Origin of the sequence: Citrobacter sp. Cf132 (genome assembly GCF_030333885.1) — a bacterium.
GTDB classification, from domain to species: domain Bacteria; phylum Pseudomonadota; class Gammaproteobacteria; order Enterobacterales; family Enterobacteriaceae; genus Citrobacter; species Citrobacter freundii.
Genome location: NZ_JAOWFA010000057.1, coordinates 499411 through 512459, shown reverse-complemented (window position 1 = coordinate 512459; position 13049 = coordinate 499411). Strand labels below are relative to the sequence as shown.

Annotated in this window: 16 protein-coding genes; all 16 read left to right on the top strand. The window is 53.4% G+C overall.

The window, feature by feature from the left end:
* Positions 1–15 precede the first annotated feature (15 nt).
* The 16 genes from pduC to pduU are packed head-to-tail and all read left to right on the top strand — an operon-like array spanning position 16 to position 13049.
* The gene (pduC, locus tag OGV85_RS15770; RefSeq protein ID WP_003030249.1) at positions 16–1680 is read left to right on the top strand and encodes a propanediol dehydratase large subunit PduC; all 1665 of its coding nucleotides are present in this window, start codon (positions 16–18) and stop codon (positions 1678–1680) included.
* Positions 1681–1690: 10 nt separating this feature from the next.
* A complete protein-coding gene (pduD, locus tag OGV85_RS15765; protein WP_061548018.1) occupies positions 1691–2365 on the top strand; it encodes a propanediol dehydratase medium subunit PduD in 675 nt (224 codons plus the stop codon).
* A gap of 14 nt (positions 2366–2379) precedes the next feature.
* A complete protein-coding gene (gene pduE / locus OGV85_RS15760; protein ID WP_003030243.1) occupies positions 2380–2898 on the top strand; it encodes a propanediol dehydratase small subunit PduE in 519 nt (172 codons plus the stop codon).
* Between the two features lie 15 nt (positions 2899–2913).
* The gene (locus OGV85_RS15755) at positions 2914–4746 is read left to right on the top strand and encodes a diol dehydratase reactivase subunit alpha (protein ID WP_061548017.1); all 1833 of its coding nucleotides are present in this window, start codon (positions 2914–2916) and stop codon (positions 4744–4746) included.
* Positions 4736–5086 (top strand): glycerol dehydratase reactivase beta/small subunit family protein, encoded by a 351-nt coding sequence (locus tag OGV85_RS15750; RefSeq protein ID WP_048218033.1) that lies wholly within the window; start codon positions 4736–4738, stop codon positions 5084–5086. The genes OGV85_RS15755 and OGV85_RS15750 overlap by 11 nt, the downstream gene beginning before the upstream one ends.
* A gap of 19 nt (positions 5087–5105) precedes the next feature.
* Positions 5106–5381: a propanediol utilization microcompartment protein PduJ gene (pduJ, locus tag OGV85_RS15745; RefSeq protein WP_001057752.1), complete on the top strand. Its 276-nt coding sequence runs from the start codon at positions 5106–5108 to the stop codon at positions 5379–5381.
* Between the two features lie 24 nt (positions 5382–5405).
* Positions 5406–5870: a BMC domain-containing protein gene (locus tag OGV85_RS15740; RefSeq protein WP_016150574.1), complete on the top strand. Its 465-nt coding sequence runs from the start codon at positions 5406–5408 to the stop codon at positions 5868–5870.
* Positions 5870–6502 carry a phosphate propanoyltransferase gene (locus OGV85_RS15735; RefSeq protein ID WP_061548016.1) on the top strand — a complete coding sequence of 211 codons (633 nt, stop codon included), beginning with the start codon at positions 5870–5872 and terminating at the stop codon, positions 6500–6502. Before OGV85_RS15740 ends, OGV85_RS15735 begins: the two co-directional genes overlap by 1 nt.
* A complete protein-coding gene (gene pduM / locus OGV85_RS15730; RefSeq protein ID WP_061548015.1) occupies positions 6499–6990 on the top strand; it encodes a microcompartment protein PduM in 492 nt (163 codons plus the stop codon). The genes OGV85_RS15735 and pduM overlap by 4 nt, the downstream gene beginning before the upstream one ends.
* Before the next feature lie 3 nt (positions 6991–6993).
* A complete protein-coding gene (locus OGV85_RS15725; RefSeq protein ID WP_003030211.1) occupies positions 6994–7269 on the top strand; it encodes a EutN/CcmL family microcompartment protein in 276 nt (91 codons plus the stop codon).
* 8 nt (positions 7270–7277) lie between these two features.
* On the top strand, positions 7278–8285 hold the full coding sequence (pduO, locus tag OGV85_RS15720; protein ID WP_003030208.1) for a two-domain cob(I)yrinic acid a,c-diamide adenosyltransferase PduO: 1008 nt from the start codon (positions 7278–7280) through the stop codon (positions 8283–8285).
* Positions 8282–9667: a CoA-acylating propionaldehyde dehydrogenase PduP gene (gene pduP / locus OGV85_RS15715; protein ID WP_003030206.1), complete on the top strand. Its 1386-nt coding sequence runs from the start codon at positions 8282–8284 to the stop codon at positions 9665–9667. Before pduO ends, pduP begins: the two co-directional genes overlap by 4 nt.
* A gap of 10 nt (positions 9668–9677) precedes the next feature.
* Positions 9678–10790 carry a 1-propanol dehydrogenase PduQ gene (locus tag OGV85_RS15710; protein ID WP_048218037.1) on the top strand — a complete coding sequence of 371 codons (1113 nt, stop codon included), beginning with the start codon at positions 9678–9680 and terminating at the stop codon, positions 10788–10790.
* Positions 10787–12142, top strand: a complete 1356-nt coding sequence (gene pduS / locus OGV85_RS15705; protein ID WP_061548014.1) for a cobalamin reductase PduS — start codon at positions 10787–10789, stop codon at positions 12140–12142. Before OGV85_RS15710 ends, pduS begins: the two co-directional genes overlap by 4 nt.
* 2 nt (positions 12143–12144) lie before the next feature.
* Positions 12145–12699 (top strand): propanediol utilization microcompartment protein PduT, encoded by a 555-nt coding sequence (gene pduT / locus OGV85_RS15700; protein ID WP_003030201.1) that lies wholly within the window; start codon positions 12145–12147, stop codon positions 12697–12699.
* Positions 12699–13049 carry a propanediol utilization microcompartment protein PduU gene (pduU, locus tag OGV85_RS15695; protein ID WP_003030198.1) on the top strand — a complete coding sequence of 117 codons (351 nt, stop codon included), beginning with the start codon at positions 12699–12701 and terminating at the stop codon, positions 13047–13049. The genes pduT and pduU overlap by 1 nt, the downstream gene beginning before the upstream one ends.

Here is a 13049-nt window from a genome sequence, read left to right as displayed (position 1 = left end):
CAGTGAGGCTGATTCATGAGATCGAAAAGATTTGAAGCACTGGCGAAGCGCCCTGTGAATCAGGATGGCTTCGTTAAGGAGTGGATCGAAGAAGGCTTCATTGCGATGGAAAGCCCGAACGACCCCAAACCGTCGATTAAAATCGTCAACGGTACAGTCACTGAACTGGACGGTAAATCCGCCAGTGAATTTGACTTAATCGACCATTTCATTGCCCGCTACGGCATTAACCTGGCACGCGCTGAAGAAGTCATGGCGATGGATTCGGTCAAACTGGCCAATATGCTTTGCGATCCCAACGTGAAGCGCAAAGACATTGTGCCGCTGACCACCGCAATGACGCCGGCAAAAATCGTCGAAGTCGTATCCCATATGAACGTCGTTGAGATGATGATGGCCATGCAGAAAATGCGTGCTCGTCGTACACCATCTCAACAAGCGCACGTCACTAATGTCAAAGATAACCCCGTGCAAATTGCCGCTGATGCCGCTGAAGGCGCATGGCGCGGGTTTGACGAACAGGAAACGACCGTTGCCGTTGCGCGTTATGCGCCATTTAACGCCATTGCGCTGTTAGTCGGCTCACAGGTTGGACGCCCGGGCGTGTTAACTCAGTGTTCTCTGGAAGAAGCAACCGAACTCAAACTCGGGATGCTAGGCCACACTTGCTACGCTGAAACCATCTCCGTCTATGGTACTGAACCCGTCTTTACCGACGGCGATGACACGCCATGGTCTAAAGGCTTCCTCGCCTCGTCCTACGCATCCCGTGGTCTGAAAATGCGCTTTACCTCCGGCTCTGGTTCAGAAGTTCAGATGGGTTACGCCGAAGGCAAATCGATGCTTTATCTGGAAGCCCGCTGTATTTACATCACCAAAGCTGCTGGCGTACAGGGTCTGCAAAACGGTTCCGTAAGCTGCATCGGAGTCCCTTCCGCCGTGCCGTCAGGAATTCGTGCTGTGCTGGCTGAAAACCTGATCTGCTCCTCTCTGGATCTGGAATGCGCCTCCAGCAACGACCAAACCTTTACCCATTCGGATATGCGTCGTACTGCGCGTCTGCTGATGCAGTTCCTGCCGGGTACTGACTTCATTTCTTCTGGTTATTCCGCAGTGCCGAACTACGACAACATGTTTGCGGGTTCGAACGAGGATGCTGAAGATTTTGACGACTACAACGTTCTCCAGCGTGACCTGAAAGTAGACGGTGGTCTGCGCCCGGTTCGTGAAGAAGACGTTATCGCCATTCGTAACAAAGCGGCGCGTGCGCTGCAGGCCGTCTTTGCCGGGATGGGATTACCGCCAATCACTGATGAAGAAGTGGAAGCGGCGACCTACGCCCACGGTTCGAAAGATATGCCGGAACGTAACATCGTTGAAGATATCAAGTTTGCACAAGAGATCATCAACAAAAACCGTAACGGTCTGGAAGTGGTGAAAGCCCTTGCTCAGGGCGGATTTACCGATGTCGCTCAGGACATGCTCAACATCCAGAAAGCCAAGTTAACTGGGGATTACCTGCATACCTCCGCCATTATCGTTGGCGACGGACAGGTGCTATCCGCTGTCAATGATGTTAACGACTATGCCGGTCCGGCAACAGGTTATCGCCTGCAAGGCGAACGCTGGGAAGAGATCAAAAACATCCCTGGCGCACTTGATCCCAACGAGCTTGGCTAAGGGGTGAAAAATGGAAATTAATGAAAAACTGCTGCGCCAGATAATTGAAGATGTGTTGTCTGAAATGCAGACCAGCGACAAACCCGTCTCTTTCCGCGCATCTACAGCGGCAAGCGCACCTCAGGCTGCTGCGGCACAGGACGACAGCTTTCTGACCGAGATTGGTGAAGCCAAACAAGGCCAGCAACAGGACGAAGTGATTATTGCCGTAGGGCCGGCGTTTGGCCTGTCACAAACCGTCAATATTGTAGGGATCCCGCATAAGAATATCTTGCGCGAAGTGATTGCCGGTATTGAAGAAGAAGGCATTAAAGCGCGCGTTATCCGCTGCTTTAAATCCTCCGATGTGGCGTTTGTTGCCGTTGAGGGTAACCGTCTGAGCGGTTCCGGGATCTCTATCGGTATCCAGTCAAAAGGCACGACGGTTATCCACCAGCAGGGGTTACCGCCGCTTTCAAACCTGGAGCTGTTCCCTCAGGCACCGCTTCTGACGCTGGAAACCTATCGTCAGATCGGTAAAAACGCCGCGCGTTATGCCAAGCGTGAATCTCCGCAACCGGTCCCTACGCTGAATGACCAGATGGCTCGTCCTAAGTACCAGGCGAAATCAGCCATTCTGCACATTAAAGAGACCAAATACGTTGTGACAGGCAAAAACCCGCAGGAACTGCGCGTGACGCTTTGATAAAGGATACCTCCATGAATACCGACGCAATTGAATCGATGGTTCGGGATGTGTTGAGCCGGATGAACAGCCTGCAAGGCGAGTCCGCGACTCCGCCCGCGGCGAGTTCATCAGCACATACCGCGAAAGTCACGGATTACCCTCTCGCGAATAAACATCCTGAATGGGTAAAAACTGCGACCAACAAAACGCTGGACGACTTCACGCTTGAAAATGTTCTGAGCAACAAAGTGACCGCGCAGGACATGCGCATCACTCCTGAAACACTGCGCCTCCAGGCGGAAATCGCCAAAGATGCCGGACGTGACAGGCTGGCGATGAACTTTGAGCGCGCTGCCGAGCTAACCGCTGTTCCTGACGATCGCATTCTTGAGATCTACAACGCGCTGCGCCCGTACCGCTCAACAAAAGATGAGCTGATGGCTATCGCCGACGATCTCGAAAATCGTTATCAGGCAAAAATCTGTGCAGCTTTCGTTCGTGAAGCGGCAGCGCTGTACGTTGAGCGTAAAAAACTCAAAGGCGACGACTAACTCAGGGACAGGATCATGCGATATATAGCTGGCATTGACATAGGCAACTCATCAACGGAAGTCGCTCTGGCTACTCTGGATGAGTCTGGCGTGCTGAGCATCACCGGCAGCGCGCTGGCAGAAACCACCGGAATTAAGGGCACATTACGTAATGTGTTTGGCATTCAGGAGGCCCTTACGCTGGCGGCAAAAAACGCCGGTATCAATGTCAGCGATATTTCGCTCATCCGTATTAACGAAGCCACCCCGGTCATTGGCGACGTGGCGATGGAAACAATAACCGAAACCATCATCACTGAATCCACCATGATCGGCCATAACCCTAAAACACCGGGCGGTGTCGGGTTAGGCGTGGGCGTCACTATTACGCCGGAAGACCTTCTCAGTCGCCCGGCGGATACGCCCTATATTCTGGTGGTGTCATCGGCATTTGATTTCGCCGATGTTGCTACGATGATTAATGCCTCCGTCCGTGCCGGATACCAGTTGACTGGTGTTATTTTGCAGCAGGACGATGGTGTGTTGGTCAGTAATCGTCTGACTCATCCCCTGCCCATAGTCGATGAAGTCCTTCATATTGACCGTATCCCGTTGGGGATGCTGGCTGCCATTGAGGTCGCCGTACCAGGAAAGGTTATTGAAACACTTTCTAACCCCTACGGTATTGCAACTGTCTTTGGCCTCAATGCCGATGAGACTAAAAACATTGTTCCGATGGCACGGGCGCTGATCGGCAACCGTTCAGCTGTGGTGGTGAAAACGCCGTCAGGTGATGTGAAAGCGCGAGCGATTCCTGCCGGAAATCTGGAGCTACAGTCTCAGGGACGTACAGTACGGGTCGACGTTGCAGCGGGCGCCGAAGCGATTATGAAAGCGATTGGTGAATGCCCGAAACTGGATAACGTTACCGGAGAAGCTGGCACCAATATTGGCGGCATGCTGGAGCATGTGCGCCAGACTATGGCTGAATTAACCAACAAACCCAGTCATGAAATTTTTATTCAGGATCTGCTGGCGGTCGATACCTCGGTTCCTGTCAGCGTGACGGGTGGACTTGCCGGTGAGTTCTCGCTGGAACAGGCTGTCGGCATAGCCTCCATGGTGAAATCAGACCGCCTGCAAATGGCGATGATTGCCCAGGAGATCACGCAAAAGCTCAACATTGACGTCCAGGTTGGCGGGGCCGAAGCCGAAGCTGCCATTCTGGGGGCCTTAACTACTCCGGGCACCACGCGACCACTGGCTATTCTGGACCTCGGCGCGGGTTCAACCGACGCTTCTATCATCAATCCTAAGGGCGAAATTATTGCCACGCACCTGGCGGGGGCAGGCGATATGGTCACGATGATCATTGCCCGTGAACTGGGTCTGGATGACCGTTATCTCGCGGAAGAGATTAAAAAGTATCCGTTGGCGAAAGTTGAGAGCTTGTTCCATCTTCGCCACGAAGACGGCAGCGTTCAGTTCTTCCCTACACCTCTCCCGCCAACGGTTTTTGCGCGCGTGTGCGTAGTGAAGCCCGATGAACTGGTGCCACTGCCGGGTGAACTGGCGCTGGAGAAAGTACGGGCCATTCGTCGAAGTGCTAAGGAACGCGTTTTCGTTACTAACGCACTCAGAGCGCTACGTCAGGTGAGTCCGACCGGGAACATTCGGGATATTCCCTTTGTGGTACTGGTTGGCGGCTCATCCCTGGATTTTGAAGTTCCGCAGCTGGTCACCGATGCTCTGGCGCATTATCGACTGGTTGCCGGGCGCGGCAATATTCGTGGTACAGAAGGTCCGCGCAATGCGGTTGCGACAGGGCTGATTCTCTCCTGGCATAAGGCATTCGCTCATGGAAAGTAATCTCACCACGCCAGCCATCGTTATCTTCACCAGTGCTGACTGCGCTGACGTCTGGAATGACGTACTGCTGGGTATTGAAGAAGAAGGGATCCCCTTTGTGATTCAGGAGAATGACTCAACTGACATTATTCACAACGCATGGTTGGCAGCCTGCCAATCGCCATTGCTGGTTGGTATTGGCTGTAGCCGTGAAAAACTGGTCGTGCACTACAAAAACTTACCCTCATCAGCACCGCTTTTTACGCTGACGTATCAACAAAATAGCCACGATCGCCGCAGCATTGGTAACAACGCTGCGCGGCTGGTTAAAGGCATTCCGTTCCGGGAATGCCACTCATAACCCACAGGAGAAAAGCAGTATGAATAACGCACTGGGACTGGTTGAAACAAAAGGGCTTGTCGGCGCTATTGAAGCCGCTGATGCCATGGTGAAATCCGCAAACGTGCAGTTGGTTGGTTACGAAAAAATCGGCTCTGGCCTGATCACCGTTATGGTTCGCGGTGATGTCGGCGCGGTGAAAGCAGCCGTAGATGCTGGAAGCGCAGCCGCAAGCGCCGTTGGCGAGGTGAAATCCTGCCACGTTATCCCGCGTCCGCACAGCGACGTTGAAGCCATTTTACCTAAATCCGCATAAGTCGTTGCAACCAAGGAGCACAGCGTGAAGCAATCACTGGGATTACTTGAAGTTAGTGGTCTGGCATTAGCCATCAGTTGCGCGGACGTCATGGCGAAAGCCGCCTCCATCACGCTGGTGGGCCTCGAAAAAACCAACGGCTCAGGCTGGACGGTGATCAAGATAATCGGGGATGTGGCCTCCGTCCAGGCGGCCATTTCCACCGGTGTCAGTTTCGCTGACCAGCGAGATGGACTGGTGGCTCACAAAGTCATTTCCAGACCCGGGGACGGGATCCTGTCGCATAGCGTTGTCCTGGAGCCTGAACCAACGCCCGAACCCATACCAGCCATACCGCATGAAGAGATATTTGTAGACCATGCGGCCCCCGAAGCACCGCAAGATGCAGAATTGATTAGCTGCAATTTGTGTCTTGATCCTGCCTGCCCTCGCCAAAAAGGTGAGCCGCGCACACTTTGTCTTCACTCCGGCAAACGAGGTGAAGCGTGATGGATAAACAGCAACTGGAAACCACTGTCGCTAAGGTTCTGGATGAAATGCGCGAGCGCCCGATTCCGCTGGGGATCTCTAATCGGCATATTCATCTGTGCGCTGAAGATTACGGTCGCTTGTTTCCCAATCACCCAATTAGTGAGAAAAAAGAGCTGCTGCAGCCAGGACAATATGCAGCAGAGCAGACTGTCACGCTGGTGGGGCCAAAAGGTCAGTTAAAAAATGTGCGTTTACTCGGCCCGCTGCGCAGTACCAGCCAGGTTGAAATTTCTCGTACCGACGCCCGCACGTTGGGAATTGCTGCTCCGCTGCGGATGTCGGGTAATATTCAGGGCACACCCGGTGTTCGTCTTGTCAGCCCATTTGCTGAACTGGAGTTAGCATCCGGGGTGATCGTTGCCCAACGGCATATCCATATGTCGCCGCTCGATGCTCTGATTCTGCGAGTTTCCCATGGTGATAAAGTCTCGGTCGCCATTAATGGCGATGAACGTCGACTGATTTTCGATAACGTCGCCGTACGCGTTTCGCCGGATATGCGCCTCGAAATGCATATCGATACAGACGAAGCCAATGCTGCAGGCGCTGATAATCCCCAGGCATTTGCCACACTGGTGACCTCACGATGAACAACGAACTGCTGCAACGCATTATCGAGGAGGTTGTTTCCCGATTAAAAAAACGCGCGGAAAGCACGCTCACTCTTAGCGTCGCGCAGTTACGGAAAATCGATTCACGGACAGTATGCTGCCAGTACTCGTCGCTCCATCTCCAGCAAGTGGACCTGCCATTTCTGGAGCAAATTGCCGAAGGCTGCCCAGTCAACATGTCGGTGGTAACGATTCACGACGCGCTGGCATGCGGAGTCCGCGTGAAGATTTCACTACAACACCGATTGTTACCCGCAATCCCCGTGAAAAAACTCGCGCGTCTGCCACTGGAATTCAGTGATGAACTGGGGCGAATCATCTTTTTGCATCCTGAGAAGCTTCTCAGCTATGCCGACGTCGCCCAATTGAGGGATGGCGTACTGGTGTTACGCCGTCGATGTGTCGTGACGGCTCTGGCTCAGGAAGCTGTCAGTCTGCGAAATGTCCAACTAATTAAGCAGGAGTGAGCTATGCATCTGGCACGGGTTACAGGCGTTGTGGTTTCCACGCAAAAATCCCCATCACTGGTGGGAAAAAAACTGTTGCTGGTACGTCGGGTAAGTGCTGACGGAGAGCTTCCTGCGTCCCCAGTGAGTGGAGATGAAGTCGCTGTTGATTCTGTCGGCGCGGGGACCGGCGAACTGGTATTACTCAGCAGCGGGTCCAGCGCCAGACACGTATTTTCCGGCCCTAATGAGGCCATTGATCTGGCTATCGTCGGCATTGTCGACACGCTTTCTCGTTAGGAGGAACTATGGCGATTTATACCCGCACAGGTGATGCCGGAACAACAGCCCTATTTACCGGACAGCGCGTGAGCAAAACGCATCCGCGCGTGGAAGCCTACGGTACGCTGGACGAACTGAATGCGGCGCTTAGCCTATGCGTTTGCGTGGCGAAAAACCCTCAGCACCGGCAGTTACTTGAAAATATCCAGCTGCAGCTTTTTTGGTTCAGCGCCGAACTGGCAAGCGAAAGCGAAGAACCGACGCCAGAGCAGCGCTACATCAGCTCAGAAGAAATTGCGGCACTGGAAGCTGCCATCGATATCGCAATGGGAAGAGTACCGCCCCTGCGCAGCTTTATTTTACCAGGCCGCAGCGAAGCCGCCAGCCGACTGCACTTTGCCCGAACTCTGGCACGTCGCGCAGAGAGACGACTGGTCGAGCTGTCCACCGAGATCTCCGTCAGACACGTGCTGATGCGTTATATCAACCGCCTGTCCGACTGCTTATATGCGCTTGCACGAGCAGAAGATCATGACGCCCATCAAAACGAAATCATTCAGAAAGTGGCTGAGCGCTATCTCGCTGCCGTTCAACCACCAGCCACAAAGGAGCCGACTATGTCTCTGTCTTTTCAGGAGCTCCACCAACTCACTCGCGCTGCGGTGACGAGAGCAGAAGAACTTCAGGTTCCGGTCGTCATTAGTATTGTTGATGCGAACGGTACCCAAACGGTGGCCTGGCGCATGCCTGACGCATTACTCGTGAGTAGCGAACTGGCACCGAAAAAAGCATGGACTGCCGTGGCGATGAAAACCGCCACGCATGAGCTGACATCAGCAGTGCAACCAGGCGCCGCGCTTTACGGTCTGGAAAGCCATATGCAGGGAAAAGTCGTCACCTTCGGTGGCGGGTACGCATTATGGCGTGAGGGTTTACTCCTCGGGGGTCTTGGCATCAGCGGAGGAAGCGTTGAACAGGATATGGACATTGCAGAAACGGCCATTGCGGCGATTAACGTGAGAACACATCAATGAATACTTCAGAACTTGAAACCCTTATTCGTAACATTTTGAGTGAGCAACTCGCCCCGGCAAAAGCAGAAGTTAAGGGTAACGGTATTTTTCCGTCCGTTGGCGAAGCGATCGATGCCGCTCATCAGGCTTTTCTGCGTTACCAGCAATGTCCATTGAAAACCCGCAGCGCCATCATAAACGCCCTACGCGAAGAACTGACGCCTCATCTTGCTTCACTGGCCGCTGAGAGCGCTGCCGAAACGGGTATGGGCAACAAAGAGGATAAGTTCCTTAAAAATAAAGCCGCGCTGGACAACACTCCGGGTATCGAAGATCTCACCACCACGGCGCTAACCGGCGATGGCGGCATGGTGTTATTCGAGTATTCACCGTTTGGCGTAATTGGTTCTGTCGCCCCCAGTACTAATCCGACAGAGACCATTATTAACAACAGCATCAGCATGCTGGCGGCAGGGAATAGCGTTTACTTCAGTCCGCATCCGGGTGCTAAAAAGATTTCACTCAAGCTGATTGCCATGATTGAAGATATTGCTTTCCGTTGCTGCGGAATTCGTAATCTTGTCGTCACGGTCACAGAACCCACTTTTGAGGCTACCCAGCAGATGATGGCGCACCCTAAAATCGCAGTTCTGGCGATTACCGGTGGCCCAGGCATTGTTGCTATGGGCATGAAAAGCGGGAAAAAAGTCATCGGCGCAGGCGCAGGAAATCCCCCCTGCATTGTTGATGAAACGGCCGACCTGGTTAAGGCGGCGGAAGATATCATCAATGGCGCATCCTTTGATTACAACCTCCCCTGCATTGCTGAGAAGAGCCTGATTGTTGTTGATGCCGTTGCCGAACGACTGGTTCAACAGATGCAGTCTTTTGGTGCGATGCTTCTCAATAGAGAAGAGGTAGACAAACTGCGAGCCGTCTGTCTACCAGAAGGCATAGCCAATAAAAAACTGGTAGGTAAAAGCCCGGCAACCTTACTGGAAGCAGCAGGAATACCGGTTCCGGCAAAAGCACCTCGATTACTGATAGGCATCGTCCATGCGGACGACCCGTGGGTTACCAGCGAGCAACTGATGCCAATGCTCCCCGTCGTAACGGTGAGCGATTTTGATAGTGCATTAACGTTGGCCCTGAAGGTTGAAGAGGGATTGCATCACACGGCCATTATGCATTCGCAAAATGTGTCACGTTTGAACCTTGCCGCGCGCACGCTTCAGACCTCCATCTTTGTGAAAAATGGCCCCTCTTACGCCGGGATCGGCGTTGGTGGTGAAGGCTTTACAACCTTCACTATTGCGACGCCAACCGGTGAAGGAACAACATCTGCGCGCACTTTCGCACGCTCTCGTCGTTGCGTGCTGACAAACGGTTTTTCTATTCGTTAATGGGGCCGTTATGAATAGCTTTTCACTGCAAACTCGATTGTACAGCGGCCAGGGAAGTCTGGATGTGCTCAAGCGCTTCACGAATAAGCATATCTGGATTATTTGCGATGGTTTTCTCGCGCGTTCTCCCCTGATTGAAAAGCTGCGCAACGCTCTGCCAGCGGATAACCGCATCAGCATTTTCAGCGATATCACCCCCGATCCCACCATCAGCACTGTAGTTCAAGGGATTGCACAAATGCAGTCCCTGCGGCCGGACATCGTGATGGGTTTTGGTGGCGGCTCAGCACTGGACGCCGCAAAAGCCATCGTCTGGTTCAGCCGCCAGTTCGGTATTGAAATTGAAACCTGTGTCGCAATTCCCACTACCAGCGGTACGGGCTCCGAGGTAACCAGCGCCTGCGTGATTAGCGATCCGGATAAAGGCATTAAATATCCATTGTTTAATAATGCGCTTTATCCAGACATGGCCATCCTTGATCCAACGCTGGTCGTCAGCGTACCGCCAGCCATAACCGCGAATACCGGCATGGACGTGTTAACGCATGCGCTGGAGGCATACGTGTCCACGAAGGCCAGCGACTTCACCGATGCACTGGCTGAAAAAGCGGCTCAAATCGTCTTCCAGTACCTGCCTGTCGCCGTCAGCAAAGGCGAATGCCTGGCAACAAGAGGGAAAATGCACAATGCGTCAACGCTCGCGGGAATGGCATTTAGTCAGGCTGGACTGGGGATCAATCATGCGATTGCCCATCAGTTGGGCGGTCAGTTTCATCTGCCACACGGACTTGCCAATGCGCTGCTGCTGACCCATGTCATTTATTTTAATGCTCGCGATCCGCGGGCTGCGAAGCGCTATGCCCGTTTCGCTAAAGCCTGCCATTTATGCCCGGATAACGCGAACGATACAGCGGCATTGAATGCGCTCATTCATCATATCGAGCTACTCAAAAAACAGTGTGCGTTGCCTTCTTTAGTTGACGCGCTTAAAGACGGAAAGCAAGCCTGGTCGCAACGTATCCCGTCGATGGTTCAGGCCGCGCTGGCTGATGTCACGCTGCAAACCAATCCTCGTGTTGCCGACGCCAGTGCCATGCAGGAACTGCTTGAGGAATTATTATGAAGACAGCCATGAAGGCAGAGTCCACGCTCTATGATGCGCAGACAATTCGCGAACGCGTTCGCGCAGCGGGTGTTGTCGGAGCCGGAGGCGCAGGCTTTCCTGCTCACGTAAAATTACAGGCGCAGGTCGATACTTTTCTGGTCAATGCGGCTGAATGTGAGCCAATGCTGAAAGTTGACCAGCAGTTGATGGCCGTCCAGGCTGAGCGACTTATCCACGGCGTTCAATATGCCATGACGGCTACCGGAGCCAGTTCCGGAATTATTGCGCTCAAAGAGAAATACCAACAGGCTATCAATGCATTAACGCCCCTTCTGCCTGCCGGGATCCGCTTACATATTTTGCCCGATGTCTACCCGGCAGGTGACGAGGTTCTGACCATCTGGATGGCAACAGGCCGGAGAGTTCCGCCTACCGCGCTGCCTGTCAGCGTCGGCGTAGTGGTCAATAACGTCCAGACCGTGCTCAACATCGCGAGAGCAGTTGAGCAGCAGTACCCGGTTACGCGTCGTACCTTGACCGTTAACGGCGCAGTCGCCAGTCCCATCACACTCACAGTCCCTATCGGAATGTCTTTACGTGACGTTCTGGCGCTGGCCGGGGGTGCAACCGTTGACGATCCCGGCTTTATTAACGGTGGTCCGATGATGGGCGGCCTGATTACTTCACTGGATACCCCAGTCAGCAAGACCACCGGGGGCCTGCTGGTTTTGCCTAAATCTCATGCGTTGATTCAGCGGCGGATGCAGGATGAACGCACTGTGCTTTCTGTTGCAAAAACCGTTTGCGAGCAGTGCCGTTTGTGTACGGATTTGTGCCCAAGGCATTTGATCGGTCATGAATTATCCCCGCATCTGCTGGTTCGTGCGGTTAATTATCAGCAGGCAGCCACGCCGCAATTGCTGCTCACGGCCCTGACCTGCTCAGAATGCAATGTGTGTGAAAGCGTTGCCTGTCCAGTTGGGATTTCGCCGATGCGAATCAACCGCATGCTTAAACGCGAGCTGCGGGCGCTCAACCATCGTTATGAAGGGCCGCTAAATCCTGAGGATGAAATGGCGAAGTACCGGCTGATCCCGGTTAAGCGCCTTATTACCAAACTGGGCCTTAGCGACTGGTATCACGATGCGCCACTGGCTGAGACTGACTACTCCACAGACAAAACGACGCTGTTGTTACGCCAGCATATAGGTGCCAGCGCTATCCCATGTGTAGAACAAGGCGAACGCGTTGTTCGCGGTCAATGCGTTGCCGATGTGCCGTCCGGTGCATTAGGCGCGCCTGTTCACGCCAGTATTGACGGTATTGTCAGCGAAATCACTGAGCAATCCATCACGGTAATAAGAGGTTAATCATGTCTCAGGCTATAGGGATTCTAGAACTCACCAGCATTGCCAAAGGAATGGAAGCTGGCGATGCCATGTTAAAAAGCGCGAATGTGAATTTACTGGTCAGCAAGACCATCTGCCCGGGAAAATTTCTACTCATGCTCGGTGGTGACGTAGGTGCCGTACAACAGGCGATTGCCACTGGAACATCTCTTGCTGGCGATATGCTCGTTGATAGTCTGGTACTCCCCAACATTCATGCCAGCGTACTACCCGCAATCAGCGGACTAAACAGCGTAGATAAGCGTCAGGCAGTTGGTATTGTCGAAACATGGAGCGTTGCTGCCTGCATCTGCGCCGCCGACCGGGCGGTTAAAGCCTCCAACGTCACGCTGGTACGCGTCCATATGGCATTTGGTATTGGCGGCAAGTGTTACATGGTCGTAGCTGGCGATGTATCCGATGTGAATAACGCGGTGACGGTTGCCAGTGAAAGTGCGGGTGAAAAAGGCCTGCTGGTTTACCGCTCGGTCATCCCCCGTCCACACGAAAGCATGTGGCGACAAATGGTGGAAGGATAATGGAAAGACAACCCACCACGGATCGTATGATTCAGGAATATGTTCCTGGCAAACAGGTCACGTTGGCGCACCTTATCGCCAATCCCGGTAAGGATTTGTTCAAGAAACTGGGATTACCTGATTCGGTTTCTGCGATCGGTATTCTGACCATTACCCCTAGCGAAGCCTCAATCATCGCCTGTGATATCGCCACGAAATCAGGGGCGGTAGAGATTGGTTTTCTCGACCGGTTTACCGGCGCGGTGGTACTGACGGGCGATGTTTCAGCCGTTGAGTACGCGCTGAAACAGGTAACCCGAACGCTGGGCGAAATGATGCGTTTTACCGCGTGTCCCATCACCCGGACGTAA

What these genes read in the sequence shown, in the direction of transcription:
- pduC (WP_003030249.1), top strand. Translation starts at nt 16, where the DNA reads ATGAGATCGAAAAGATTTGAAGCACTGGCGAAGCGCCCTGTGAATCAG.
- pduD (WP_061548018.1), top strand. Translation starts at nt 1,691, where the DNA reads ATGGAAATTAATGAAAAACTGCTGCGCCAGATAATTGAAGATGTGTTG.
- pduE (WP_003030243.1), top strand. Translation starts at nt 2,380, where the DNA reads ATGAATACCGACGCAATTGAATCGATGGTTCGGGATGTGTTGAGCCGG.
- OGV85_RS15755 (WP_061548017.1), top strand. Translation starts at nt 2,914, where the DNA reads ATGCGATATATAGCTGGCATTGACATAGGCAACTCATCAACGGAAGTC.
- OGV85_RS15750 (WP_048218033.1), top strand. Translation starts at nt 4,736, where the DNA reads ATGGAAAGTAATCTCACCACGCCAGCCATCGTTATCTTCACCAGTGCT.
- pduJ (WP_001057752.1), top strand. Translation starts at nt 5,106, where the DNA reads ATGAATAACGCACTGGGACTGGTTGAAACAAAAGGGCTTGTCGGCGCT.
- OGV85_RS15735 (WP_061548016.1), top strand. Translation starts at nt 5,870, where the DNA reads ATGGATAAACAGCAACTGGAAACCACTGTCGCTAAGGTTCTGGATGAA.
- pduM (WP_061548015.1), top strand. Translation starts at nt 6,499, where the DNA reads ATGAACAACGAACTGCTGCAACGCATTATCGAGGAGGTTGTTTCCCGA.
- OGV85_RS15725 (WP_003030211.1), top strand. Translation starts at nt 6,994, where the DNA reads ATGCATCTGGCACGGGTTACAGGCGTTGTGGTTTCCACGCAAAAATCC.
- pduO (WP_003030208.1), top strand. Translation starts at nt 7,278, where the DNA reads ATGGCGATTTATACCCGCACAGGTGATGCCGGAACAACAGCCCTATTT.
- pduP (WP_003030206.1), top strand. Translation starts at nt 8,282, where the DNA reads ATGAATACTTCAGAACTTGAAACCCTTATTCGTAACATTTTGAGTGAG.
- OGV85_RS15710 (WP_048218037.1), top strand. Translation starts at nt 9,678, where the DNA reads ATGAATAGCTTTTCACTGCAAACTCGATTGTACAGCGGCCAGGGAAGT.
- pduS (WP_061548014.1), top strand. Translation starts at nt 10,787, where the DNA reads ATGAAGACAGCCATGAAGGCAGAGTCCACGCTCTATGATGCGCAGACA.
- pduT (WP_003030201.1), top strand. Translation starts at nt 12,145, where the DNA reads ATGTCTCAGGCTATAGGGATTCTAGAACTCACCAGCATTGCCAAAGGA.
- pduU (WP_003030198.1), top strand. Translation starts at nt 12,699, where the DNA reads ATGGAAAGACAACCCACCACGGATCGTATGATTCAGGAATATGTTCCT.